Annotated in this window: 25 protein-coding genes and 4 pseudogenes; 13 read left to right on the forward strand and 16 right to left on the reverse strand. The window is 56.8% G+C overall.

What is annotated here, in order from left to right; all coding sequences use genetic code 11:
• The first annotated feature begins 486 nt into the window (after positions 1 to 486).
• Positions 487 to 960 (forward strand): hypothetical protein, encoded by a 474-nt coding sequence (locus DU484_RS19275; protein ID WP_157969449.1) that lies wholly within the window; start codon positions 487 to 489, stop codon positions 958 to 960.
• A 525-nt stretch (positions 961 to 1,485) separates the two neighbouring features.
• On the forward strand, positions 1,486 to 1,623 hold the full coding sequence (locus DU484_RS19825; protein ID WP_187347677.1) for a hypothetical protein: 138 nt from the start codon (positions 1,486 to 1,488) through the stop codon (positions 1,621 to 1,623).
• Positions 1,624 to 1,851: 228 nt separating this feature from the next.
• Here DU484_RS19825 and DU484_RS00560 read toward each other — a convergent pair whose 3' ends face one another.
• Positions 1,852 to 2,685, reverse strand: a complete 834-nt coding sequence (locus DU484_RS00560) for a CBS domain-containing protein (RefSeq protein WP_114604780.1) — start codon at positions 2,683 to 2,685, stop codon at positions 1,852 to 1,854.
• A 111-nt stretch (positions 2,686 to 2,796) separates the two neighbouring features.
• Here DU484_RS00560 and DU484_RS00565 point away from each other — a divergent pair, with 111 nt between their 5' ends.
• The 3 genes and pseudogenes from DU484_RS00565 (at position 2,797) to DU484_RS00575 (ending at position 4,424) form a co-directional block, all read left to right on the forward strand.
• Positions 2,797 to 3,153, forward strand: a complete 357-nt coding sequence (locus DU484_RS00565) for a hypothetical protein (RefSeq protein WP_114604781.1) — start codon at positions 2,797 to 2,799, stop codon at positions 3,151 to 3,153.
• A gap of 50 nt (positions 3,154 to 3,203) precedes the next feature.
• The gene (locus DU484_RS00570) at positions 3,204 to 3,473 is read left to right on the forward strand and encodes a hypothetical protein (protein ID WP_114604782.1); all 270 of its coding nucleotides are present in this window, start codon (positions 3,204 to 3,206) and stop codon (positions 3,471 to 3,473) included.
• A 43-nt stretch (positions 3,474 to 3,516) separates the two neighbouring features.
• Positions 3,517 to 4,424: pseudogene (locus DU484_RS00575) on the forward strand (ADP-ribosylglycohydrolase family protein).
• 39 nt (positions 4,425 to 4,463) lie between these two features.
• On the opposite strand, the gene DU484_RS00580 reads toward DU484_RS00575, so the two are convergent.
• The 5 genes from DU484_RS00580 to DU484_RS00605 all read right to left on the reverse strand — a co-directional run bounded on the left by DU484_RS00580 (position 4,464) and on the right by DU484_RS00605 (position 8,165).
• A complete protein-coding gene (locus DU484_RS00580) occupies positions 4,464 to 5,222 on the reverse strand; it encodes a hypothetical protein (protein ID WP_114604783.1) in 759 nt (252 codons plus the stop codon).
• Positions 5,223 to 5,262: 40 nt separating this feature from the next.
• Positions 5,263 to 6,306: an HNH endonuclease gene (locus tag DU484_RS00585; protein ID WP_114604784.1), complete on the reverse strand. Its 1,044-nt coding sequence runs from the start codon at positions 6,304 to 6,306 to the stop codon at positions 5,263 to 5,265.
• Between the two features lie 50 nt (positions 6,307 to 6,356).
• The gene (locus DU484_RS00590) at positions 6,357 to 6,626 is read right to left on the reverse strand and encodes a hypothetical protein (RefSeq protein WP_114604785.1); all 270 of its coding nucleotides are present in this window, start codon (positions 6,624 to 6,626) and stop codon (positions 6,357 to 6,359) included.
• A gap of 539 nt (positions 6,627 to 7,165) precedes the next feature.
• Positions 7,166 to 7,603 carry a hypothetical protein gene (locus DU484_RS00600; RefSeq protein WP_114604786.1) on the reverse strand — a complete coding sequence of 146 codons (438 nt, stop codon included), beginning with the start codon at positions 7,601 to 7,603 and terminating at the stop codon, positions 7,166 to 7,168.
• A complete protein-coding gene (locus tag DU484_RS00605) occupies positions 7,596 to 8,165 on the reverse strand; it encodes a DUF7342 family protein (RefSeq protein ID WP_114604787.1) in 570 nt (189 codons plus the stop codon). Before DU484_RS00605 ends, DU484_RS00600 begins: the two co-directional genes overlap by 8 nt.
• A 383-nt stretch (positions 8,166 to 8,548) precedes the next feature.
• On the opposite strand from DU484_RS00605, the pseudogene DU484_RS00610 reads away from it, so the two are divergent.
• Together DU484_RS00610 and DU484_RS00615 are read left to right on the forward strand one after the other, a co-directional pair.
• A pseudogene (locus tag DU484_RS00610) lies at positions 8,549 to 10,459 on the forward strand (type B DNA-directed DNA polymerase); the annotation flags it as partial.
• 932 nt (positions 10,460 to 11,391) lie between these two features.
• Positions 11,392 to 12,846: an orc1/cdc6 family replication initiation protein gene (locus tag DU484_RS00615; protein WP_114604788.1), complete on the forward strand. Its 1,455-nt coding sequence runs from the start codon at positions 11,392 to 11,394 to the stop codon at positions 12,844 to 12,846.
• Positions 12,847 to 13,254: 408 nt separating this feature from the next.
• On the opposite strand, the gene DU484_RS00620 is transcribed toward DU484_RS00615, so the two are convergent.
• Both DU484_RS00620 and DU484_RS20200 read right to left on the reverse strand, forming a co-directional pair.
• Positions 13,255 to 13,644 carry a hypothetical protein gene (locus tag DU484_RS00620; protein WP_114604789.1) on the reverse strand — a complete coding sequence of 130 codons (390 nt, stop codon included), beginning with the start codon at positions 13,642 to 13,644 and terminating at the stop codon, positions 13,255 to 13,257.
• Positions 13,645 to 14,446: 802 nt separating this feature from the next.
• Positions 14,447 to 14,527, reverse strand: a pseudogene (locus tag DU484_RS20200) (amphi-Trp domain-containing protein); the annotation flags it as partial.
• A 345-nt stretch (positions 14,528 to 14,872) separates the two neighbouring features.
• Here DU484_RS20200 and DU484_RS00630 point away from each other — a divergent pair.
• A complete protein-coding gene (locus DU484_RS00630) occupies positions 14,873 to 15,529 on the forward strand; it encodes a metallophosphoesterase family protein (protein ID WP_114604790.1) in 657 nt (218 codons plus the stop codon).
• A gap of 210 nt (positions 15,530 to 15,739) precedes the next feature.
• Here the strand turns inward: DU484_RS00630 and DU484_RS00635 are convergent, their stop codons facing one another.
• The 5 genes from DU484_RS00635 to DU484_RS00655 form a co-directional block, all read right to left on the reverse strand.
• Positions 15,740 to 16,096 (reverse strand): hypothetical protein, encoded by a 357-nt coding sequence (locus DU484_RS00635; protein ID WP_157969450.1) that lies wholly within the window; start codon positions 16,094 to 16,096, stop codon positions 15,740 to 15,742.
• 99 nt (positions 16,097 to 16,195) lie between these two features.
• A complete protein-coding gene (locus tag DU484_RS00640) occupies positions 16,196 to 17,842 on the reverse strand; it encodes a hypothetical protein (protein ID WP_114604792.1) in 1,647 nt (548 codons plus the stop codon).
• Positions 17,839 to 18,609, reverse strand: a complete 771-nt coding sequence (locus tag DU484_RS00645) for a hypothetical protein (protein ID WP_114604793.1) — start codon at positions 18,607 to 18,609, stop codon at positions 17,839 to 17,841. Before DU484_RS00645 ends, DU484_RS00640 begins: the two co-directional genes overlap by 4 nt.
• The gene (locus tag DU484_RS00650) at positions 18,606 to 19,301 is read right to left on the reverse strand and encodes a hypothetical protein (protein WP_157969451.1); all 696 of its coding nucleotides are present in this window, start codon (positions 19,299 to 19,301) and stop codon (positions 18,606 to 18,608) included. The genes DU484_RS00645 and DU484_RS00650 overlap by 4 nt, the downstream gene beginning before the upstream one ends.
• Positions 19,298 to 19,810: a hypothetical protein gene (locus DU484_RS00655; RefSeq protein WP_157969452.1), complete on the reverse strand. Its 513-nt coding sequence runs from the start codon at positions 19,808 to 19,810 to the stop codon at positions 19,298 to 19,300. The genes DU484_RS00650 and DU484_RS00655 overlap by 4 nt, the downstream gene beginning before the upstream one ends.
• A gap of 397 nt (positions 19,811 to 20,207) precedes the next feature.
• Here DU484_RS00655 and DU484_RS00660 point away from each other — a divergent pair, with 397 nt between their 5' ends.
• From DU484_RS00660 to DU484_RS00680, 5 genes and pseudogenes are all read left to right on the forward strand, one after another.
• Positions 20,208 to 20,660: a hypothetical protein gene (locus DU484_RS00660; RefSeq protein ID WP_114604796.1), complete on the forward strand. Its 453-nt coding sequence runs from the start codon at positions 20,208 to 20,210 to the stop codon at positions 20,658 to 20,660.
• Positions 20,661 to 20,719: 59 nt separating this feature from the next.
• A complete protein-coding gene (locus DU484_RS00665; protein WP_114604797.1) occupies positions 20,720 to 21,277 on the forward strand; it encodes a PEP-utilizing enzyme in 558 nt (185 codons plus the stop codon).
• Positions 21,270 to 22,004 (forward strand): hypothetical protein, encoded by a 735-nt coding sequence (locus DU484_RS00670; RefSeq protein ID WP_114604798.1) that lies wholly within the window; start codon positions 21,270 to 21,272, stop codon positions 22,002 to 22,004. The genes DU484_RS00665 and DU484_RS00670 overlap by 8 nt, the downstream gene beginning before the upstream one ends.
• A gap of 240 nt (positions 22,005 to 22,244) precedes the next feature.
• A pseudogene (locus tag DU484_RS20645) lies at positions 22,245 to 22,334 on the forward strand (transcriptional regulator); the annotation flags it as partial.
• A 91-nt stretch (positions 22,335 to 22,425) separates the two neighbouring features.
• Positions 22,426 to 23,790 carry a restriction endonuclease gene (locus DU484_RS00680; RefSeq protein WP_114604799.1) on the forward strand — a complete coding sequence of 455 codons (1,365 nt, stop codon included), beginning with the start codon at positions 22,426 to 22,428 and terminating at the stop codon, positions 23,788 to 23,790.
• A gap of 245 nt (positions 23,791 to 24,035) precedes the next feature.
• Here DU484_RS00680 and DU484_RS00685 read toward each other — a convergent pair whose 3' ends face one another.
• From DU484_RS00685 to DU484_RS00695, 3 genes are all read right to left on the reverse strand, one after another.
• The gene (locus tag DU484_RS00685; RefSeq protein ID WP_114604800.1) at positions 24,036 to 24,449 is read right to left on the reverse strand and encodes a helix-turn-helix domain-containing protein; all 414 of its coding nucleotides are present in this window, start codon (positions 24,447 to 24,449) and stop codon (positions 24,036 to 24,038) included.
• A 129-nt stretch (positions 24,450 to 24,578) separates the two neighbouring features.
• Entirely contained in the window at positions 24,579 to 25,148 is a 570-nt protein-coding gene (locus tag DU484_RS00690) for a hypothetical protein (RefSeq protein WP_114604801.1), read from the reverse strand.
• On the reverse strand, positions 25,145 to 25,510 hold the full coding sequence (locus DU484_RS00695; protein ID WP_114604802.1) for a ribbon-helix-helix domain-containing protein: 366 nt from the start codon (positions 25,508 to 25,510) through the stop codon (positions 25,145 to 25,147). The genes DU484_RS00690 and DU484_RS00695 overlap by 4 nt, the downstream gene beginning before the upstream one ends.
• Positions 25,511 to 25,534 lie beyond the last annotated feature (24 nt).

The raw sequence follows: 25,534 nt of genomic DNA on the forward strand, positions 1-25,534 counted from the left end.
TAGACGGACAATATTTCGGATTGTCAGGCGGCTGATATTCAACTGTTTGTCATTCGACGCGGTGACGTTGTCCGCGGAGAATCAGTATTGCACCAGCAATTCCGAGCAGCCACTGGGGTCCGACGACTGTTAGGCTCCGCTCTGTTCCCTGATGTTCCTGCACCACGGTTGGATAGACGATGTAGTAAGATCAACTCGTGCCCGGCGTGCGGGGCGACAGACTTCTGTTGCTACGAGATACCCGAATAGGGAGTTCTGTCGAAATTCTCGGCAACTGAGACGATCCCTTGCTGAATATAGAGGATGAAGTCAACGTAATAACTCGGAGCCATGGCCGTCTTCATAAGATCACTCTGATTGTTTGATTATATAGCCAAGAATCATATCATATATTATAAGAAATATTTATGTATAGTAATGTCTGCTGGTTGTAATAATACGAGACGGCGCCCCAACCTATATGTCAAACCTTCTCATGCGTGTAATATGGCCAACAGCCAATCTTGGCGGACAGCAGAGTCACGGGAGGAATTTATACATGATCTCACGGAGGGTGCTCTCCACATATTGGAAAACGACTATGACTTTGCAGGTATATTCGAAGGAACTGAATATAAAAATCTGTCAGACTTATATGATAGAAGTGCCTTGTATGGTAACCCACTAACCGATATAACTCATACCTCGCTTGAAGACAAGCCCGTGCCCAAAAATACTGTCGAATATCTCAAACAAGAGGATACTCTCTATGCGGGAGTGGCTAAAGCAACAAAATCGGGCGTGAAGCAGATGGCAACCAAAGTGGACCAATCTATAAGCGAATTTGGACCTGAACGCCTTTTCCAATATATGGCCGGAATTGCACGAACAATCTCCGATCATATCGAAGTAAAACCGTGGATGAATAAGACTGACGCGATATTTTTTAATGACCCCACATACATTACTTCCGTGAATTAGGATATCTTGTAGGCCGCTCTGTCCGGACTTGTGCTGCATATGCGCTCTGTATTCAGCACGACCACCGAAACCTATCACTAGTTGAGGGTTTCAACAAAATAGAATAGTTCTATGACATCCTCGTCGATATTCTATGTAGATCCGAATACAGCGACCAAGACAAGAATTGTACCGACGATTCCGAGTACGAACGCGACGATATCATAGGGCGGCACCTCTCCGAACAATGTCTCGAGAAGCAAGCCGATAAGAGTGACCTGAAGACTTTCTGTATGGTATCCACGTGCGATACTTACTCTGAAGACCAATCAAACAAGGGTACGAGACTTGTTCTATGACAACCTCAAGGATCTACTGGGATATATCGAGAGAGGTTGTCAGCTGTTGCTGTGTTTCCAGCCCTGATTGGAAGCGGTTGAGGACTTCTGTTTGGTGCTGTGGGCAGGCCATGAGGGCGACTGCTCCGGTTTGGATCGGGATTACTGGTTGATATAGATTGTAGTGTGCGAGCTGACAACTAGGGCAATGGATACCTCCAGCCGGTCGATGCTCTATGATGTCTGCTCTATCGGTGGTAGTGAGTTCGCAGATAGAAACGAACTGGTCGACATGGTCTCCGCAACCGATGACAGGGATAGTAAGCTGATCCAAAAGCAGAAATGAAACACTGTCGTCGTCATGGCTATGAAGAGCGGACTCACAGTCCTCGCACTGGATCGGTGGATGGCCTTGGATGTCGTCAGGAGCCGACCGAGTAGCATCTACTGGAGGCATACTGAGATGTATACAAATAGATTGAATCGCCAGACAGGTAAGTTATGGGAACAGTGGGGTGCCTCTATCGCGTCCTCTGCGCCCAACCAATCCAAACCAAGCGCGATTCGGACCGGGTTACACCGTGCGGTGTGCCTCTACTGTTTCTGGGGCGTATCCGGCCTCCTGCAGGTTCGTGAGGACTTGGTTGATGGTTTCGAGAGTGTCATACAGGTTTTCTGTGGTGCGGCCGCTGCTGAGGAACTCGTTGCTGTCAGTGTTCTCGACGAGGAGGTTGGCGTGGGCGTCGTCGTTGCGCAGGTCAGTGACGTCGTGAAGTCGGGAGTCTGCACCGCCTTTCGTCGAGAAGCCGCACGCTTGCCAGCAGGCTTCGACGCTGGTGACGATGGTTTCGAGCGTGGAAAATTGTGCGTAGTGGAGTTCGGCTAACGCGACGTTGGCGGCTTGTGCGTCTTCGTACCGGCCTTCGATCTCGTCGAGTTCGTCTGCGGTGACAGGCGTGGTTTTCCAGTCCGATTTCTTGTCGAGGATGAGTTCGCGGAGGTGTTCTTCGAGGTAGGTGATGCGGTCGAAGAGGTAGATGCGTGCTGGGGCGGTGTTGAGATCGGCGCGGGTGAGGATACCGGTGACGTGGTTGTGGCCGCCGAGAAAGTAGACTGGGTTCTCAATGAGTGCGGACAGGACGTCGGTGAACGAGGTGTCTCCACTGATCATGTAGCCGATGGTCAGTGGGGTGAGGTGGTCCTCAAGGGTATCGCCGTCGTCGTCGGTTGTGACGTCGTCTTTGTGGATAAATCCGATTGGGTCGTCGTCCGCGTAGACCGGGGCGGCGTCGTAGCCGTTGTCAGCGAGCCACTCGGCAGCGGTGCTTGGTGGCGTATCACGTTGGAGGTATTCGACAGAGCGAGTGGCGAGTTCGGCTGCGGTGCAGTCGTAGAGGTCGCGGGGCATATCGCTCGGTGGGGGGCCGAGGGTAGTCAAAATGAGGGTGAAGAAGTGAAGGGGAGCAGTGCCAACCCGCCACAAAATTAATGTCCATAGGACATATATTTCTATTTGATTATGCTCAAAGGGCATTTTGAATCGGCGGGGGAGAGTATCGAATACGGTGCTGCTGGCTGCCTCTTCCCCGTCGATGAACTGGATGCGACAGTCCTCCAGTACCGAGATGCCCAGATCACGCTCGACGATGTCAATGGATCAGATGTCATCGTCGTCGCCCCGACGAGTCTTGCAACCAGTTACTTCCTCACCCAGTACGCACTCACCGCAATCCCGGTCGACAGTCTCTCCACTGCGGTTCAGACCCAGCTCGCTAACGAACTTAACGACCCCGTAGACACGTTCGAGCTCATCCAGATCGGCAAGTGGAACCGAGACAGTCCAAACCACTCGCTCACTGAATTCACGAGCGTCTGAACCCGGTCTGTAGACGCACAGAACCCAAAAGCCCCACCAAACGACTTCGAATGACTGAGACACTCGCCGATGAGTATCCGGAAGCCGCCCCGTACATCCAGCAAGCTGTCGACGAACACGGCGAAGAGTGGGTGCTGGAGAATTACTACCAGCAACTCTACCCGCTTAGGAGACTCATAAAGATGCCCGAAAAGGACGAACTCCCGTTCTACGACGCGGACAAGCACGACACGATGACGGAGAAGGAACGGATCGAAATGTATCAAGCATGGGCCGAATATCGAGAAAACCTCCGTACCGGAACGAAACCTAACGAGTGACTCCCACCCTACATTTTTCTCAGCGGTAGTTCTTGAGTGACGTATGGATTTGGATCGGGCGCGTGGTGTCCTCCTTGGGCTAGCGTGTGGGGATGCGCTTGGCCGGCCAGTCGAGTTTACGTCTGCGTCGGAGATCAGTGCTGAACATGGACGGCTCGACGAGATGGTCGGGCATGGCACGTGGAACCAGCCAGCCGGGACGATCACAGACGACACCGAACAAGCGCTGTGCATCGCCCGAAGTCTGGTAGAACACCAAACGTTCGATCCGACGGATATCGCAGAGCGGTTCGTCGCGTGGTACGACAGCAGGCCGTTCGATATCGGGCGCATGACGATGCGGTCGCTCAGCCGCCTCAAACACGGCGACCAATGGGACGAGGCAGGCCAGCACGTTGGGAGCAGAGCCGAGAAGGCCAGAACGCAGGCAACGGGAGCGTGATGCGGTGTCCACCACTCGCCATCCCATACGCGAATGACTGGGGCCGACTCGTCGAGGTAAGTCGGCAGTCCTCACAGATCACGCACGCTGACTCACGATGTACTGATGGCTGTGCGATCCTGAATCTCACAGTGGCTGGCCTCCTTGACGATGCGGATACGCCGTTGCAGGACGCGCTTGACTACGTCGGTGCGGACGTGCCTGATGAGCTTGTGACGGCACTCCAACCGCTCGCTCATGGTGACTCTCCCAGCAAGCTGGAGACGTCGGGATACGTCGTACATTCGCTGCAGATGGCACTTCACGACGGGTTATTCGCAGACAGTGCTGAGGAAGCGATTGTGACAGCCGTGAACCGCGGCGGTGATACGGACACGATTGGCGCGATTACGGGTGCAGTCGCTGGGGCGCGGTTTGGAGCGTCAAAGCTTCCGGAACAATGGCTGAATGGTATCGACGAGGTCGATGAACTCGAATCATTAACGGAGCAACTCATTAAGATAGCGTGAGCCTCGTTCTCACGCTCAAGCGGATTCCCAGTTCGGTATTCACGACGACCACCATGTCTTCCCACCAGGGTGTGCATAGAGAATTTCTGTCGAACCAGACTCCGCTTCGGCCGAGAGCCACGTGTCGACAGCCCATCCAATCTTCCGGTTCTTCTTGTACGTATGGGTATTTAGGTCGAGGAAGTCAGGTTGAAAAAGGTAGTTGTAGTGAGAAAAGACGATGAGATAGGTATCATCGGTTGGCAGGTCGTTGAGTCGGTTGAGATCGTGTTCGAGTTTTCGGTTTGTCGTGTGGAGTTTTTCGACGGCGTCGTCCCGACGCATTTCCGCTTTCGATGCTGAGCGGAGGGTTGCTGTGGTCAACTCGTTTGAGAGGACGTTCTGGTTAGTGATGAACTTCAGTTCGAAGGCAGCTGTGACATCGCGCTCATCGTAGCGCTTCGATCCCCCATTCCACGAAACCGGATACGATAGTTCGTCGTCAAAGACGACGACGTCAATTTGTTCGTTTGGCCCATCTGGGTCAGAGAGATTCACTTCCGGATGCACACGGGACAAGGATCCATCGTTCCGACCACTTTCTGCAATCCGGTCGATGTACGGTCGCTTGTACTCAGCGTAATTCCCATCTGTTGTGAGTGCTGGGTTGTGACAGGTGGTATAGAGTGCGTCTTCGTTTTGAAGGATATCTCGAAGTCGTTCGACGAGCCGGCACTGCATATCGGCTTCCATACTAACGTCAAGTGGGGTTTCGAGGAACCAATCTGCAAGCTCGTCAGCCACAGTGCGATACTCCATACGTCTGAAAGAACATCCGTGTCCTAATGTGTACGGTGCGTTATAGCCACGAGAGGCCAGTGTTGAGTTCTTCGAGGAAGGATGGACGGATCTCCACAGTGGGTGGGAGGGAGAGTTGTTCGCCTTCCCGGTCAAGAATCGTTTCGCGGAGGAACGGGTGGGCTGGGTCGAATGCGGGACTTGCTTGGATGCGGTAGTCGCTGTCAATGGTGAACAGCGCGGCGTCGAACGCGCGGTGGTGCAGTGAGTTCAATACGAGAACGTTTTCCGGATGTTCGGCGAGTTCTGGGTGTTGACTTCGTGGGAGGATGTGTGCGAGATCAAGCAGCTCATCTTCTCGAATATCGGTCAGGGTACACGCGTGGTCGTAGCGGTCGAGTATGTCTGCCCGGAAGGCGTCGCTTACGGTGATTTCGGATGTTTCGTAGCGGCGAATCCGGCCACTCGAATCGAGGGGTTCTCCGGTCGGCCACTGGGCCACCTCTCCGGTCTGGATCCACTGCTGCCAGACGGCCGGTGCCTCGCTGTCGTCGTTCTGCCGGGCGCGGTCGTGCAGCCACGTGACGGGGACGGCGTTGGTGTTGAGGATCGAGAAGTGAAACTGGTAATTCGGGACCTGGGTCCCGTCATCGGCCTGGTATGCGTGGACTTCGAAGTGGTCGGGAACGCAGAGCCCACAGAACTCCACGACGCCTGATTCGGGTTTGCGGAACACGAGGACGGGCGGGACATCCTCGCGCCGACCGGCTGCAGCGCTGTCGAAGGCGGCCTTGATTTTCTGGTTCTGCGCGGATTTATCGTAGGGGTTTGAGGTCTTTGCGTCGCCCCAGTAACTGATGTAGCCGGCGTTGACGGCGAGCGTGTCCTCCCACGGGTCGTCGTGCTGAGAGATGCCGCTGTCGTTGGAGACGAGCACGAGCGCAGCAGGGGTATCGGACCGGTCCGCACCGAGATCACGGATTCCACCTGTGTTTTTGATGCCGGTGTCGAGCGGGCCACGGATCCATCGCAGGAACTGATCCTCCGGGTTGCGGTAACTGCCAGTGTCACGGTATTGCTGCCCGACCCGAAAGGCGTGTTGCATGATACCGCGGCATTACGTCTGTCAGTCAATAAATGCCTGCGTGATACGCGCTACTCGTCCGTTTCAGCCTGCGGTTCAAGTGGTTCGAACGTTCTGAGCTGGTCACCCAGCTGCTCTCGGAAGTCGTCGGTTGACGTTACTTGGATGCTTCCCGGCATCGATCCGTAGTCGTCCCAGTTCGAGGTGTATCGGACGACGCGTGAGTGAAGCTCCTCACTTCCGGTTTCGAAGTCGTACTGGTCGAAGACGTGGTGAACGTCGAGAACGAGCACCGCTCCGTGTTCGTCGTGTTCGTAGATCGTGTTGCCGGTGACTCTCATCCTTTCTTTTGTTCAGATTGGTGCGCTGGACTATGTATTCGGGGGCGGATCGACAATTATGCTATCGCGCCGGTGTCTTCCGCAACTACCGTTCCAGTCTCACAGACCGGGCATTGTTCGTCGACGAGTTCATCGATGGTCTTGACCGCGTTCGACCCACTCCGGACACGCTTTCTCCTCCCGATCCAAGTTCAGGTCTACCTGGGTTTCACAGTGGATACAGAAGCAGTGCGTATTGAATCCGGTGCGACGGTCAATCTCCTCTTGCGATGCGTCCTCGCCAATCACTTCTCGCGCTCGCCCCATCTCTCCGGGATGTGGGCAGTGGGCGCGTTCGCAGCCGCCCGCAATCGGGTACATGAGTACCCCCAGCCGGACGGCATTTCTAACTCACAGTCCGGGTTCGTACAGTAGAAATTGAATATCTGGGGCATTGGTTCGGCGATCATCAGGATACCAGCAATCAGTTTCCCTGAACCGAGTCGTATTCGGCCTAGTAGCGTCGGTGAAACCGCACACTACCTTGCTGTGCTGGACCGTTACTCAGTCCAGAATGCTTCGATTCGTTCGTCGAGACGAGTAAGAACGGTGGCGAGTACGTCCCGCCATTCGTCCGGATGGTCCTCGTCCTCGCCTAGTGTCGGTGCATCTGGGGGCGGGTGGAAGTGCTCACGGGTGTTGTGGTCGTTCGGGTGGCGGTCCCACCGGCACTCCCAGGATTCCCCCGTGTTGTATTGCTCAGCGTAATGGATGTTGAAGTCGTCCGTCTCGAACCACCGAATGCGGAGATACGCACGCGTGACTCCGCCGGGGAAGTACCCGAGGTCGTAGTCTGCGACGACAGAATTCGGTGCATAAGCGGGGCGTGCTTGGATATCGTCGAAGCGAGCGCTTCGAGTGAGGTGTGCGGCAATCCGGTCGAGAAGTTCTGCATCGATAGGGCCGGTACGGGGCGGATCGGCCGGGTTGTCAGGCATCGATGTGACCGGAGGAACTCCCAGCGGCTGGCTGGTCACGCCGCGCAGCGTCGAGGAGGGCCGCTCTGCGTTCGAGTGTTTCCCACTCGGAGAGTGCCTCCCACACGTCTTCGGTTGCCATATTCCGGCTGGCTTCGACGAGGGAGACGTCATCGGGGTCGTCTGCGTCGAATTGGTCTCTGTAGTCTTCGATCTGGTCGACGGCGTCCGAAAGCGCCTCAACGATCTCTTGTTCGGAGTAGTCCTCGCGGATGTGGTCGATGCGTCGCCACTGGAAGTACGCGTCGTTGCGCTCGTATCGGACCGGGCGGCCGTCGTGGCGGTGGACCAGTCCCATCTCGTCGAACCACTCCAGATAGTCTCGAGCCGTCTCGGTATCGCAGTCAGCGAGGTCAGCGATAGCGGATACCTTGGTGGGGGTCCGAAGCCCAGTAACGACGTCAAGAAGTCGCTCGCGGATCGGTCCGCCCTTGAGCAGCGATTCGGGTGACTCCAATTCGTCGATGTCTGGCGGTGATTCGTCGCCAGAGTACGCGTCGTCTGGAATGTCAGTGATGTCCATTCGTGAGCCCCTCTTAGCGTGGCTTAACACCTGAAGCGACAAATATCTATTGTAAACTGAATTATTTCTGCTTCAGATAATTATAGAAACGCGCATCTCGTTTCCGCACCGGCAGGTCTGGTTCGATCCCCAGCGGTTACACCTTCAGCATGTGGTCGTAGATACGTTCGGTGGTTTGGATACTCCGGTGACGAAGACGGATTGCTCGTACGAGCACACAAGGGCTTGGCTGTATCGAGGAGGCAGATGAGTTGGACGATAACGCCCTCGGCGCGGCACTGACGGCCTTTGGGGAGGCCGGGAAGCTCGAAATCCGACATATGCAGCTTCCAGCGCAAGTTCGTGGGATATTCCTCGGGAATTACCGCTCTCGCGAGGAGATCATCGCCCACATCGACCGCTTCACCCCACTCGCCCGGCAAGCACGCCAGCTGTCGGACTATCCAGTCGGGGATCTCGCCTGTTTCAACGTGGACTTCTCGCGAGAGTTCTGATACTGTCTAGAGACCGGCACCGATCCGACACCGGCGAGCGAGCTGTCGACGCTCCGGCTCAGCGTCCCGGTGACCGAAACGAGCAACGATGTTTATGGAGAGCTGTCCGTCGCCGGCGACACCGTCACTGGCTCGCCCTCAGAGCTCTTGACCGCCGTCCAAGCGGCACTCGACGCACACAATCCGGACGTCCTGATCTGCTCGACGAGCGAGATCGTCCCGACCCTCCACGAGATGGCGGCGGACGCCGGCGTCGACGACTTCTCGTTGAGTCGGTGGCCGGATGTGGACTACCAGCAGATCGCGAGCCGGTCGACGTACTCGAGCTACGGTCGAATCGGCCACTCCCCGGCGCGGTACAACGTACCCGGGCGGGCGATCATCGACGAGTCGAACACGTTCTTCTACGGGGAGACGAACCTCGACGGCGTCCTCGACCTCGTGTCGCGCTCGAAAAAGCCCGTCCAGGAGCTCGCGTGGGCGTCGATCGGGAACGTCCTCACTGCCATACAGATCTGTGAGGCTCACGACCGGAGCGTCCTTGTCCCGTGGAACTCCTGGTGCCACGAATTCCACAAGCCTATGCGGACGCTCCACGACGCCGACCGCGGCGGGTTCATCTTCGCGCCCGAGGTCGGCTTCCACGAGAACGTCCACGAACTCGACTTCTTCTCGTTGTACCCGAACATCATCTGTACCCGGAACGTCTCACCGGACGTCATCCGGTGTGACTGCCACCCCAACCGTGAGGATGTCCCCGGCCTCGGGTACTCGATCTGCGACGACCGGAGCTACCTCGTCGACGTGCTACAGCCGATCATCGACGCTCGCGACGAGATCAAGGCGGCCATCCGTCGCAAGAAGGATCGAGACAACCCCGACAAGGACTGCCTGGCGGAACTCGAGGGACGGTCCGGAGCGCTGAAGTGGATACTCGTTGCCTGCTTCGGCTATCAGGGGTTCAGCCACGCGAAGTTCGACCGCATCGAGTGCCACGAGGCAATCAACGCGTTCGCTCGGGAGATTCTGCTGACGGCGAAACAACGGCTGGAAGCGGGCGGCTGGCGCGTCGTCCACGGTATCGTCGACTTCAGATGGGTGACGCCGGACCCCGACGTCGACGACGAGGACCGCGAGGACCTCGAGGCGCTCGCGACGAAGATCACGGAATGCGTCGAGATTCGGCTCGAACACGAGGCTCACTACGGCTGGGTGGCGTTCGTCCCGCAGCGCGAGAGCGACGCCGGCGCGCTGATGAAGTACTTCGGGAAGGTCGCCGGCGACGACGATTTCAAGATCAGAGGCATCGAAGCTCGACAGCGCTCGACGCCGCCGTTCATCGAGGACGTCCAGCGGGACTGTCTCGAACGGCTCGACGCGACCCGGTCGCCGGACGTAGTGCTTGATTGTCTCCAGGACGCCATCAAGCGGCTCCACGCTGGAACGGTGCCTGTTGCGGAACTCGTCGAACGGAATCGCGTCTCCAAGCCACTCGAAGGGTACACGCAGAACACGCAAAACGTGGCGGCGCTGAAGCGGGCTCGCGAGCAAGACCTCGCCGTCCACCCCGGACAGGACATTGAGTATGTGGTCGTCGACGACGAGAAAACCTCGCGAGAACGGGTCGCGTTGGCTCACGAGGAGGTAGAGTCGTACGATCCGTCGTACTACGAGACGCACCTCGTCAGAGCTGTCGAAAGTCTGTTATCGCCGTTGGGCTGGGATCGGTCGAGGATTCGTCGAAAGTTCGCGAAGACACGAGTAACGAAGCTTTCGGCGTTTATTGATACCGATGTTTGAGAGACGTCGACTATAGTTACCCCACAGACCAAAATATTCTGTTTTGTGGGGTAACCACGGAATCAATCCAATCACACCCCTCTATCGATGTGTTCGATCTGACCGCCACTCTGGGCTTAATCAATCAGAAAATCCGTGTCTCAACATCATTCGTGAAATCGCCTCGTGTTCAACTAATGCGGTAGCACGGGATCGCCCTCCTCAAACGCGAGTAAGGCGAGCGGCAACGCATAGTCGGTGACATTCAGCAATCTACGTAGTCAATTCGATAGAAATCGGAATACTGAGACGGATTTCGTCGGAGATAGGAGTATGAGTGGCACGCGCGAGTACTTCGCGCCAGATGTCGAGAAGACAGACACCCCTCTATCGATGTGTTCGACCTCCATGCTGACAAGGTGAGATAGAAGCTCTCGAGGATGGTCCCGTGATCATTGACAAGAAAACCGTCGTTACAAGGCTCGTAGGGTGCGATACCGGCAGAACACGGCACCACTCATACACCACGATTTCTGACGTGAGAGATGGACAGAATCACGAGGGAACTCAACACATCGAACACATCGATAGAGGGGTGTGTGAGTGGCTAGTCTAGAAAGCTAGAAGAAGAAGGCGAGGCCACGCTCTCGTCAACGGCGTTTGTCGGTGTTTTCCACCGTGATTTGCGGGAAATCGTGTCGTAGCTGGCCTCGCGTTGGTCCCGACAGTGCCTTCTCCCCCCACCCTCTCGAACTCGTGAACACATCGATAGAGGGGTGTGTCTGTCCCACGATTCCCATCAACGTCGTGGAACACTTCGTCAGCCGTTCCCGTTGTCATCGCCAATTTCCAGTCGAAGCCGCGATATTTTTGAGAACAATCGACTGATTCCCCGGATCACACTTCGATAGGGGTGGGGAAGATTTTTGTCGTCGGACTGTATGGTTCCCGCCATGGGTGCCGAGGACTCCGAGAATTCTCCATCTGATCTCGAGGCGAGGGGGGACGACTCGTCAACAGATGACGAGACGACACAGGTCGATCTCGCGTCGAGTTCCTCAGATTCTGAGCGGGATTCTGTCCCCTCTTCGACTACGGAATCCGACGAAAATACGTCGCAGTCGATCGAGGACATGCTACTCGAATTCGACGAGCAAGAAGGATTGATCCGTGACCGTTCACTCCTCGACCCGAATTACGTAGTTGAAGAGGACCGAATCGTCGGTCGCGACGAACAGCTCCAGGAAGTGACGAAGATGCTGCGCGTGGCGCTCGGCGATAACCGCCCTCCGAATCTCTTTCTCTACGGACCGTCCGGGACGGGAAAGTCGCTTATTACGAAGGCTGTTTGCCACAACATCAGTCGTATCTGCGAGTCACGGGATATTCAGTTCGGGACGATCGAGGTTAATTGCCAAGATCTCGACACACTAGGTGTTGCTGTCTACGAACTAGCGAGTCAAGCCGCGGACGAAGCAGGTGTCGACATCGACGTTCCGAAACATGGTGTCGCGACCAAGGAAAAATGGGACGAACTATATCGCATCGTCAACGAGAATTTCGACTCCGTCGTATTCGTCCTCGACGAACTCGATATGCTGGTGGGTCGCCGTGATAAACAGGATCCGGCATTTTCGCGACTGCTCTACCAACTGTCCCGGGCCGGGGCCAACGACGAACTAACCGCGTACATCTCTGTCGTTGCCATTTCGAACGACGCGAGGATGATGGAATCCGTCGGGAGCCGTGCGTTGAGTTCGTTCACCCCGGAAGACGTTCACTTCGATGACTACGACGCGAATCAACTCCAGGCCATTCTGCGTCGACGGCAGGATGCGTTCCACGACGATGTCTTGGATGGCGACGTGATTCCACTTGCCGCCGCGTTCGCCGCACAAACACACGGTGATGCGAGAAAGGCGATCGACTTGATGCGCGTCGCCGGCGAACTTGCCGAACGAGAAGGTGACGACCGCGTTCGCGAGGAACACGTGCGGGAAGCCCAGGACAAAGTCGAGAAAAACCGTGTTCTGGAAGTCGTCCGCGGCATCAGCACGCAGAAAAAACTCTGTCTATACGCGACGGCAGCCGTCGCTGCACAGACCGACGACGGGTCGGCTCGCAGTACGACCGGCTACCGTGTCTATCAGTTCCTCACTGACTCGATCGACGCCGATCAGTACCACCAGGAGACCTACGTCAACAAAATGAAGGAGTTGACGACGTACTCCCTCGTCGACTTCGAGCGCCGGAGTCACGGTCCCAGCTCCGGAATGTTCCTCGAATTCCAGTTCGGCGAACGCCCCGAGACGATTCTCGAGACGCTTCGCGAAGACTCTCGGATCGATATGGTCTCGCCCGAGGAAGTCGAATCGGTCGTGAAAGCGCAGATTCGAAACGAAACCTGAGCGTGGACTGTTCCTCAACCGACTACGAAGGGGACACCCCTCTATCGATGTGTATCAGGCGGGTGTTACCGCGTCTCACTCAGATACCTACCTCAAGTGCTGAGTTCGTAGAGCCAGCTTGCGTCAGACGCGCGTCACACACCTCTATCGATGTGTATTCGAACTCAATATCGACTCTATCGGTAGAAATCGGCGATCTTGGATTGACCGCTTCTGCGAACTGGCCCGTTGACTGACGGCATATCACCGTTCGTCTCGATACGTTTCGAACTCGATCAAACTCCGTCTGCTTTGCAGAACACGCACCGCTATCGATGTGTTCGCCAGATTGCTTTGCTTCTACACACCCCTCTATCGATGTGTATTCACGAAATTCGCGCCGTGACCGAACTCGAGGTTGTGAGAACACTACTCTCGCGGATTGACTGGCGCAATATACTCGTTCTTCCAGGAATCGCCTTCGCGCCACTGCCAGTAGAAGTATCGGTACGATTTATCGCCGGTTTCCTTCGTCGTTTTCACCGTGATGTACGCGCTACCCGTCGGGACATCTTCGTAATCCTCTGGATCCGTCGAGATCTCGCGCTCGTCTAGCTCCTCGAGCTCTTCTTCATCGACTTCTTCCTCGGCTCGTCGACGCTCGAGTTCTTCCTCCCGTTGTCGACGTTTCCATTCCGCCAAATCAGCCGCGTACGCCGCGACTGCTTCCAACCGTTCCGGGGATTGGTTCTCGAGTGGCTCACGCAGATACTTCGGTAACTCAGGTGCGGGCGGTTTCTCCGGACCGTCCTCGACCATAGTTACCCCACAACGGCGTGTCATATCACTCTGTGGGGTAACTTCGAGATTCGACGACGTACACTCCCCGTTATCGATGTGTAAACTACTGCGTTACCCCGTGTTCCGGCTGATTTCTCGATTTTCGACCTTCGACAAACGCGGGTGAACTCCCGAATCGCCAATAACACTCATCGGGCTATCCGAGGATATCGCTCGGCGTGAACAACGAGAGGTCGTCTCGTTCGGCAGCGGTGCTGCGGATCCTGTCGGAGAACCCCGAGACGTACTTGTTGAGAATGGGGTCCAAAAAGAGAAAAAGCTCCCACGGGACTGCTCCGAGAGGAGCGCAAGCGAGAAATGCGGAAAACCGAGATTCATGGTTGTATCGATTATATGATTTATTCCTTGAATATTCAGCGGGACAGTAGCTTCTTGTGAGCGCATAACAGGATTACCAGATATGAGCGATGATCTCGAACTCACACAAGGCCAACGAAAGATAGTAGAATTTCTCCAAGGAGGCGGTCCTCGGTCGTTTGACGCAATCAAATCTGCTGTTGGATGGGGGACTGAATCGACAGAAACAGCAATCAAAAATCTCCTTAGCAAGGAAGTTATCCGCGAAGCCAAGTCGCCACTTTCTAACTTTGCTAGCGATTCGCCATCGAGCAACTCGTGGATTCGGTCCCATTCGTTCGAGGTAAGGGACGAATTCGAGCAGGACAGATCCACGGACATGAGATCATATTGGTAACATTGGAAAGTCCGGCCTCGTTGGAGATAGGTTCCAACAGTCGTGCTGAGCGGGGGAACTAATTCATCACTCGATCTCTAGCTGGCCGCTCCCGCTATCTCCCCCACTACCGTTCTCGTCCCATTCGAGCTCAAACTCGATACTCAATCGTGTTTGGATTAATGGCCTTCCGAACGCTAATGACACAACTACTGCTGGAGGCGGAGTCAAACGTCATCGTAGAGTGTCGCAGATGTGGAACGGGCGTTTCACCGAAGACCGAGGAGTGCCCGAACTGCGAGAGTGGAGAGTTCTCTCAATACGAAGTTCTGGACTAGATGCCACATACACGACGGAAGGTTTGTAGAGAGGGGATCATTTCCGACGTACCACGCTGATACAGACTGAGGCGGAGCCGCACGGTTGTAGTAGAGATGAGTTCCGGATTCGAAATTCGGAGTGATAGGCGTCTTGCGTTTGCTCTTTATAATCTCGGGTGTCAATAACAATCACGTGACCGACGCTCCGCGTACGATCGGTCTGATAGCTGACGTGCATGTGAACCTTCCGGCTCTGGAAGCGGTCCTGACGGACATGCCTGACACCGATGCCCTCGTCCACGCTGGCGATGTGGCCGGATACGGACCGTGGCCGAACGAGTGTGTGGCCATGCTTCGGGACCGTGATACCATCAGCGTCCGCGGTAATTACGATCAGACGGTTATCGACGGGGAGGCGTACGAATCGAGTGACCGATACGCCCAGAACAATCTCACCGACGACAACATGGCGTGGCTCAGAGGGTGTCCGGACAAACAGTCACTCTTCGACGACCGAGTCGTGGTGGTTCACGGACATCCAGACGAGCGATTTCGATATACGGAGGCGGAGAAGTTCTCATCTGGGCTTCTCGGTCATGAAGACGTCCTCGTTCTCGGACACACTCACCAGCAGGCCACGGCCGAATTCGATGAGGGGATCGTCGTCAATCCAGGGAGCGTGGGTGACCCCCGAGATGGCGACGAACGGGCGGCGTACGCCATCCTCGACCTTTCGACTTGGTCGGTGGATCTGCGACGCGTCGCCTACGATATCGACCGCGTCGTGGCGGCGGTCGAGGAGAGTAGCATCTCGGCCTATCACACGAACCGATTCCGTAATGAAGGGTGAGACGAATCAACTGCTCCGAATCGCCCTTCTCCACAGTTGTCCTTCTGAGAGATTCGACGTTCTTGCTCGAGATTGCCCTCTCATTGCGAGTATTAACCAACAATCGAGGGGTACAGCGGCGTCTGTTGGTTAAGAATTTCCCCAATAGTTTCGTGCCCCGACGAACTGAGCGCTTGACCTCGAAGTCCGTTGCGCGATACTAAAAAAGGATCAACCGAGTCGGGGGTCGAGCGAGTACACGAGAATGGTATCTGCCACGACGTTCCCGGTGAGTGTGCGCTCCGCGTAGAGACGATGGACGTGTTGCGTGGTAATCCCGATCCGGCCACTAAACTCACGATCGACGTATTCTGGGCCTCTCAATGCATTCGTAATCTCCTCCCACATCCGGTCTGCGATCTGGCAGATCGCCACCGTGTCGTTCCGTTGTAGTTCGGAGTAGCCGGTACAATCCTGAGTGAGTGAGTCACGAAGGTCACGACGGAGCCAGTCAATCTGCTGATCGATGACTGTCAGTGCTCGATGGATATCCATCGGTGAGTCGCCCCCGGGTTCATAGACTTCCATGATTAGCCCATGCTCGAACGGATGTGGCCAGTTCGTCCGCCAGACATCAACCACGGATTCTCTCACTTCGGTTCGGACTGCTGACCTCGATCGGCTCCATTATCTTGCCACCAACTCGAACGCTGTCTCGTAGTCAGCGAGAGTCAAATTGCGGTGGTTGAGTCGGGCGATGGTGTATGCAACGGTCATAATCGAAACTCCTTCCCGTACGTTTCCCACCGCCTCGATCCGTTCTTGTTTGAAACGTTTGATGTTGCGCAACTCCGGCTCGGGGATCGCTGGATCGAACTTCCGGATCCAAGCGATGTACTTCTTGAGCTCGCCCGTTTGTTCGGGGGCTTTCGGCTGCCTGAAGTGATCGTACTGCCAGTCGATAGCTGCGTCACGCTCGCTATCGGTCAGTCGGTCGAATTGGAGGACAAACTCGAATCGATCGAACACGGCTTCGGAGTGAGCGGCGATGATCTCTTCCCGAGAGCGATAGTTCCCGAGGAGTATCCCACGAACCTGCGCCGGGAGTTGCATATCTCGAATTTCGATCCGACCGGCCTCGCCAAAGGCCGTCAGTGCCGCGCCGAGGGCGTTGTCGTCTAACTCGTCGGCCTCCTCGATCACGGCCAGGCCCTTGTGTGCTCGTACGAGCAATCCGTCTTCGTTACTGTTCTTGTTGTACGTGAGATCGGCTCTCGATACGCGAGCCCCGTCGATACTGAATGCGCCGAACTCCTCGACCAGGAAGTTCTTGAACGCGGATTTACCGGTTCCGGGCGGGCCGAACAGGATCGCGTTCGTTCGACCCTTGGTGTCGTGAGCATCTTCGGGCGAAGCCAACACACAGAGAATCGCTCGTTTCGCCCGGTCGCGAAACTTCACCGCCGGTGCGACGTAGTCCGCCCAGTAGTCGAGAGCGTCGTGATCGTCGAGGATGGCCTCGAAGCGCTCGATGTCAGCCTCTGTGACGGACTCCTCCTCGAGGACTTCTTGGAACTTCGGTACTCGCCGATCGAGTTCGTCGGGTACTGTCTGGTCAGGCGTCGAGATTGGACCGTTCGCCCCCTCGTCGAGTTGCTCCAGCGTCGCCGTGATCACGGGCACGAGTTCTGCAGCGACGGTGTACGTGCGGCCGCTACTGGACCCTTTCCGAGTCGAGATGCCGGTGACCTGTCCCGGTAGTTCCGCGCCGTTCGATACCCACAGTTTACCGCCGTAGTGTGTACTGCCTCTGGCGCTGGCATCAGAGAAATCGGTCAATATGCGACCGCGGAACGTCCGGTCGTTCTCGACGATCCCGCGTAGAAACGCTCGCATCCTCTCGTTGTCCCCCACGAGTTGTTGCACTTCGGTAGCGATGGCTTCCCACTGCTCGGTCGACGGTCCAGATCGTACGACGAGATCCTCGTCGTTCATCAACAGCGTGTAATGATATCCAAAGAACTTGCCGAAGCCACTGGTATCCGGTTCGGCTACCTCGAAGATTCGGTGCAGGTTGTCGCGAGTCGCGACGTATTCGGCGAGCGCCGTTCGAGCGGCTTCTTCGTCCGAACGTGCATCGTTCCCATCCGTATCGAACCACTCCACACCCAAGGTTACCCCGAGTTCGTCGTACGTCCCGCCTCTGTAGTACCGCGCGAGAATCAATTCGACTTCCTCGGCCTTTGAGAACGGCCAGTCCCCTCCAGAGAGACGCGAAGCTACGTCACTCGCCAGTGGTGCTGAGTCGTCCGAACCGATAGGCGATCCGTTCATCCCTGATCCCCTCTGTTCCGGAAGTCCTGCTTATCTTCCCCCCGCTGGTTAAGCCGTGTCTCTCCGGCAATCGACTCGTTGAGGAGGTACTCGAGGATCTGTTCTGTTCGCCGCGTGGTCGCTCCCCGGTCGGCGACTGGCGTGTCGCTGTGCTCGATCGCGACGAATCCGCGTGGGGTCAGTTGAAGCGCTGAAACACGCTCGCCGAGTAGTTCATCCGTATCCGGGCCGTCGAACTGTTCAGCTACCTCATCAGGGATGTCTTCCACTAGGAAGTGTTCCCAGTATCTCACCACAGAGCGCTGATAGCCGTTCACTGTCGAGACGGTACTGTCCCCATCAGCTAAACTCAGTATGACTTCGTGAGCCATCCCGTTCGCGTGATCACTGATCATGGTTTCCCGCAGGGTGCGGCGTCGATCATCGTCCGTAAGCGGGATCCACTCCTCGTCGCGTTCGACAGCGATGGGCCACCCCGTTTCCACGAGGAGACGAGATTCGCGCGCCTGGGTCTCCGGTAGCGCAAACGTTCGACTGGTCGTTTCGAAGAGGACCATTTCCTCTTTACCGACCGGTCCGACCGTTCGCTGGCGTGACCGGTTCAGCTGCTGTTCGTACGCTTCGGGTAACTGTGGGGTGAGATCCGAACTGACCTCGGGCCATCGCGAAGACTGCTCGGTGGGTTTCCCGTCTGCGTCGAACGCTCCGAGTGAGGCTGTCGAGAGTAACGTGCTCCCGACGGCACCGAGATACTCACGTCGGTTCATCGATCAGCCCCCCGCAAAGCATCTGCCCGCGCCCGATCGAGTAACGTTCGTGGTCTCCACGGTCCCTGTCGAGAGCCGAACACGACGGTAAGGATCGCCTCTCGATCGGTCGTATCCAGCACCCAGTGTTCGCTGCACTGTGTCGAGGTATCTGGATCGAGCCAATCGATGCCGGCTGTCGATATCGCGTCGAAGTGGATGGCTGCGTTTCGATGTACGTCCGCCGCATCGTAGTCGGCGGAAGAGGCGTCTGTCCACTCGACACCTGATCGATCGTAGAGTCGATCCATGTACTCCTCGAACAACTCCGACATCAGCTTTCGAACGACCGACGCATCACTTGGATCGTGAAGGGTCACGCATCCCGTGCTCATGACATACCGCGGATTAGCATCATCGAGGCCTTCGACGAACCCGCGTGCCGAGAACTGATGCTCCTTGAAACGATCCTCGCGAGCCATCAGTCTACGCGCGAACGGCGTCGGATCGTCGACATCGTAGGAGGTGAACGCTTCCGGTACGGCTGCGGCTGTGGCGAGAGGTTCGTTCCGGCTTGGAGTTTCTTTTCGGTCATCCAGTAGTGTCAGTGTGCCCGGCGCGACTGCCATCGACCGGAGATACTCTCGTCTTGACGCCTCCGACAGGCCCATCGACTGTTCATCATCCGCAGTGTCGGGTATATCGTCAGTCATCGGTCGGGAGACTCCTGGTTGGCTGCCGGGTCGCAGTCGAGGTCCGGTTCGACGTCAACGCTCACGATCGCTGTCTGTGGAAGCCGTTCGAAGGTGGTCCGTTCGAGTTCGCCTTGAACCATGTCTGGTGTCGCTTCGATTCCGAGACTCTCAGCGGCGGCCGCCAGTTGCCCGGGATCTGCCTCCGAGCAAAACAACAGGCGATCGAACAGTGCTAGGTTCTCGGGGGTCATTCCTTCTCGATCGAAGCGCTGGAGACAGCGTTCGACGGTTGGGAACGGACCTCGACGGATCTCAAGTTCGACGGAGACGTCCTCTCCGTAATCGAGCGTCGCATTTCGGATGGCTTCGGACAGCCGCCACTCGAGGTCGTCGCCGTTGTGGAGCATCCCGTGAACGAACAGCGCCAGCGCATCTTGCGTCGCGACGCGGATATCCGCGAGGTCACGGTCTTCTCCTTCGGTGAACACCGATTCGATATCCGAGTCACGAAGCGTCGGGTAGAGCACTCGGATATCTTCGAGCGTGGTTTCGAGTCGATCACAGGCGCGCTCTCGGAGCTCGTTTCGCTTCTTCTGTGATGTTTCGCTGTCGTGTAACCGCTCACGCTCAGTCGGTGTCAACAACCCACTCGGTGCCGTGGAGTGTTCGGTCATTTGCGGCCCCCTATCCAGGATACTCGGTACTCCGAAGGATCGAACCTCTGTATGGGTCTGCAAACTCGGTGACCGAGATGTCCGTGGATACCAGTCGTGAGCACGCTACGCCGAATATCGGAAAGCGACGCTCGGTTGGGATGATTTGGATATGAGATGTCTGAGTACATATACCAAAACTCAGTACATATGCACGAAAAATAAATCCATCGATCCAAAAGTTCATTACCATCGGTGCATTATGACGGCTATGCCGCGACCATCGATTGACGAGAGCCTCGCCGAGGAGATCAGACGGATCCATCGGGAAACACAACAAGAAGCTGCTGGGAGTTTTCAGGAGGCCTTGGACACGGTCGTTCAGTTGGCTTTACAACAGACAGAGTTGGAGGAGCGAACCTCTGAGGACTCTACGGGGTGGTACCCAGGGAAATACGCTGGGAGGGTCGTCAGTAAACTCGTTGACGGTGCTGGTGATGACCAATCTACGTCGTCGGTGTCTGGCGCTTCTGGAGGCGAGGCAGATCCGAGTTTGCTTCCCACCCGTTCGCCTGAAGAGATGGCGATCTTCAAAACGCGACTAGAGGATGGTCACACAGTCACGTTCCCGGAAGCGGAAGCAGTCGCCCTCGGGATTGAGGAAGGAGACATCCTCCAAGTCTACGCGTACGGGCTTGATGTCCGAATGGACGAGGATAAATAACGAAACTGTACCGATGATCGATTCCATACGAGTATCCCGCGGTCACGACTACGACTGACATGCACCACGACGAATTCAGTACGGCGCTTCGAACCCTTATCGACGACTCGCTCGCCAACGGTTGCCCTCCGGCAGTTCTCGTTCAGGAACTGCGTTCGGTGGCACAACAACTTGAACAGGAGCAGCGTCGCGGACAGGAGAGCGAGCAGTATCCGTGGCCGATGATCGCTCCCGGACGTGGGGCCAGTCCTGGGTGGACCGCAGGCCCGGCAAAGCGAGTGACGATTGACGATCACTCCCAGTATCATCCGCCACCGGAGTGTGTCTCAGATCTATCGGACATTGGGAGCGACGACATCGTCGTCACACCAGCGTTCGCACCGTGGATGTGGGACGAGATGGTACATCCAACAGGACTGCTCATCTACGACGAAGCGCAGTTGACTGGAGTCGGAGCGGTTGGCGCTCGTGAATACGGGATACCCACAGTGATCGGTTGTCCCGAAGTGTCGTCACGGATCGCGACAGGCGATGCACTCGCGCTTAATGGCACGACTGGCGAAGTCTTTCGGCTGATGCTTCAGCAACAACGCGAGGAGATGCCGCAGTATGACTGACGATTCGAACGGATCCGAGACTGACGAGGAGCTACCCAAACCGTTCGAGGACTACCTCCTCGACTGGACCGACGTTGATGGCCTTCCCATACCACTGGGTGCCTACGTGAGAGCGAAGGGGGGAGAGAAAGACGGAGACAGAAACAGCTGTATCGACCCTAAGCTGTTCGTGCTTGATGGTGACTGGATAGTCCATGCCGAGACGGGCGCGAATTTCCCAGTCGCGATGGTCACGGCGGACTCGCAATCCGGTGCCGCTGTTTCACTTTCTACGGTCGGAGATCATTGGGCACGGAATGCGGCCCTCGGTTACGATCCCGCTTTCGGGACGTTCGCTGTCGTCGGCTCTACCCGAGACGCGGTGAACCATCAGTTCGGTGGAATCGAGTTCTACAGTCCGAAGACACTCAACGAGTTCGAAGAAGTGGTCGATACTGCCGACCATCCGGTTGGGATTCTCATTCCCAGTACCGACACGACTGCGCGCCGTCCCAATATCTACGTCTGTGATACTGTCGACGGACATCAACCATGGTCGGTTCTGCATCGATGTGCTCTCGACGGCTTCTCAGCGCTTCGCGAACGATACAAATTGGTCGCTGACGAACTGGGCGAGTCGTTCAATCCGACACCACCTTCGGAGCGAACGGACGGGAGTCGTGATCGCGGCGGGAACCCCGAGAGAGCAAAGGACTTACACCAGATATATTGCGATAAATTCAGTTAGATTCAGCCCCGATTACCTTCCAGGCGCATTATCCCAATCACCCAACTGTTCTCCGATCCCAAAACCCCGGTTCGTTGATAAGTAGTAAACAGTACAGTAAGGTCGTGGCTGCGCGCGCAGCGACCAGCGGGAGCGAGCACGGAGCGGAGGGTGGGGCGGTGGGGTCTGGGTCGGTCTGGCGTTCAGTAAAAAAAGAGACTGTATTGGGCTATTCGTCCCACCACCGCCCACGATCCGGGCGCACAGGAGACCCTCCAAGAGATCTACGACTGGGTTGAGAAGACCGCTGAGATCGAGCGCTACGAGTCAGCCCCGCGTCCCGAACGGTGAGTGATTCAGCGATATAGCGTTGATGATGTCTCTTGGGTCATAAATTCGGTAACGTATTTGTTAGTCGCCACTTATTCTTCACCCATCTCGGATGGCTGTCTTGGACGACCTCTCTGGATTCGAGTTCGAGGATTTGATGGAGGACGTGTTCCGCAACCTCGGCTACGAGAACGTCCGCCAGGCTGAACGAACGGCTGACGAGGGTCGAGACGTACTGATGGAGGAGGTCGTCGACGGCACCCGTCGGGCGGTTGTCGTTGAGTGTAAGCACACGGGAACCGTCGGGCGACCGGTCGTCCAGAAGCTCCACTCGGCCATCGCTACGTTCGATTTCGACGGTCCCAAACGCGGGATGGTCGTCACGACCGGCCGGTTCACGGGGCCTGCCGAGGAGTACGCTGCACGCCTCCAGCAGAACGACGATCCTTATCCCATCGAACTGATCGACGGCGCAGATCTCCGGGAAATAGCCGACGAGATTGGCCTCGATCTCTACAACGGCCGGATCGAGATTCTCTGTGACGAAACACTCCGACCGTACGATCCGGCAGCCACTGTCGACGCGCCCGTTCAGGAGGCGTTCCGCGACATCGAAAACATCGAGGCCGCCGGTCTTCCGGCGCCACACTCGCAGGTGACGTTTCGGCCGGTGGTCGCGATCACCGCCGATACGAACGCTGTCTTCGAGACGTCGGTGGGCGTCATCCACCGGATCAACGACCGCACACAATTCGTCGTCCACGCTGAACGCGGACATCCACGGGTGGCCGACGACGACATCGCGACGCTGGTGACCGAGAGCTTCCACACGACGGTTGACCTCGACGCCGATCGATTCGAAGACGTGTTCGACGAGATTTCGGAGCGTCGGTTCGGCCAGACACAGACCGAGTACAAGGAGTGGGCTGTCGACCGCCTTCGGGACTACCACACGACGACGGTAACCTACACTGGCGACAACAACGTCACGTACAACAAGACCTGTGAGCCGAATCTCTCGGACATCTCTGTGCAATCGATTGAACCGGTGTATCTTCCTGAGGTTCGCCATACGACCGAGATACAGGAGTACACCTACCCCTACGAATACTACGCGGCGGGACCCTCGCGAGTGACGACCGAGGATGGAATTCATCGCTGCGTCCACTGCGAGACGAGCGGCGTCGACGAGACGTACACCTACTGTCCGAACTGCGGGGCGATTGCCTGTGGCAGCCACATCAAGACCGAACGGCTGGAAGGGGAGCCGGTCTGTACGGGCTGTGCGGTCACGGAGCGATTCGCGTTGAAGACGAAGTACTTCTACGACGAGGAGAATCTCGAGGCGTTCCGCGAGGAGTACGCCGCGATGCCGATTCACGAGAAGGCGATGGAGAACAAGCTCCTCGCTGGAGGCGGCTTGATCACGATGGTGCTGGTTATTCTAGCTTTACTCGTGCTGGGCGGTATCGTCTGAGCCGGCGTGTTCTCATCAGACACATTCCGGTAGCTGAATCCTTCAGTTTGCATATCCGCGATGAGTGGTGGGTGTTAACGAAGTGAGGGACACTCGTGTTAGTGGAAGAGGAATTTCGCTGTCGCGAGAGCGTCGGTGGCTCGTCGAAGATCAGTGGTCACCTCCTGTTAACCAACAAAGCGTCTGACCGCCCCAGACCGTCTGAAGAGTACGAATAGCAAACTATTCCGGAGTAGAAGGGACCGCTATACGCCGTCAGGTCGGGGTGCATTCTCGTACTTGATCATCTTCTTGGGCTTCTCGGAGATGGTCTCGTAGATCCGCTGGAGCGTCTCCTCGGCCGCAAGCAACTTGTGGTCCTTGAGGAACTCGCGACCCTCCTCGGTGAGCCCATAGAACTTCCAGGGATAGCCCTGCCGGCGCTGATCATCGTCCAGGGCGACTTCCTTGACGATGCCGACGTCAATGAGCTTCTGGATGTGCTTGTAGACGGTCGCATCGCTCACACTGGGGTTGAGCTCCACGAGTTCGTACATCGACGGGAGTTGTTGGGGATGGGCGAGAATATCGTTGAGAAGTGAAAACCGGGTCTGCTGTGTAATGAAGTGGACGAGTTCGCGTGGTGTCGTGTCGTCATCGTCGTCCAAACTGGCGCCCATACCTATCTGTTAGACTGAACGTAGCAAAGTAATTTACTCTAGAGTAAACTACACAGACCACTCACTCCATTTGATGGGTTGCTCGATTCGCGTACTATCCATCGGCGACGACAGCCACTCGTGGAATGGTCACGCATCGAGGCGTTGGAGCAATTGCGTGACGTAGGGACTATTCTCCCAACTACGATGCGGGCTGATCGTCGTAATCAGTGTGCTCGCTTCTTCCGTGGTCAGATGCCCATTCCGGGCGTAGTCCACGATCAGCCGCGGTGTCGGGACGATCCGTGGCCCCTGTAGTACGGTGTGGATGAGGGGGAAGTTCGTCCCGCCGAACTCGTCGGTGAGAAACCCGTCCACGTCGAGCGCATTCGCGAGGACGATGCCATCGGTTTCGCCGTCGTCGAGGCCGAAGGTCGGCCGTGAGTCTGGCGTATCGTCGCGCTCGTATGGATCCTCGACCGTGTAGTGGCTGCGGGCTGCGAGGACGTTGTTCGCGGCTGCGCCGTGGATATCCTGATACTGTGTGATGTCGCGGAGTTCGGTCACGACTTCCGGTGGGACGAACACTTCACACGAGGTGAGGAGATACTGGAATGGGTCTGAGGTGCCGGTATCGACGGCTGCGTCGGCCCGAGGCACGACGAGACTGACGAGTGCGCTGGTGTCGGCGACGACCGTTCGCAGTCGCTGGCCGCTCATCGATCGTCGTCAGCGGTGTCGATTGCCGTCGCGTCGCCATCGTAGATGTCAACGTCGTCGGGGGCAGCGAGATCGAGTGGCTCGTCCTCGAGGTCCGCTTTGAGAAGCCGGAGCCGCTGGGCGGTCTCAGCGCCGACCAACTGCTTGACCGTCTCGAACTCAAGCTGGTCGTCGTAGTACTTGGTCGCGACGAGTTCTTGGAACGTCTCACTATCGGCGGTATCTTCGATGTACTCGCGAATTGCCTCGACAAGCAAATCCGTCCGATCCTTGTCGAAGAGCTCCGCGATCGCGTCCAGCCGGTCGACGAGATACTCCGGCGACTGGAAGTGCACTCGTCGCGGATCGTCACTCGCACTCATTCTATGTGCAAGTTCTGCACATAG

The sequence above is a fragment of the Haloplanus rubicundus genome, from assembly GCF_003342675.1.
Taxonomy (GTDB): Archaea; Halobacteriota; Halobacteria; order Halobacteriales; family Haloferacaceae; genus Haloplanus; species Haloplanus rubicundus.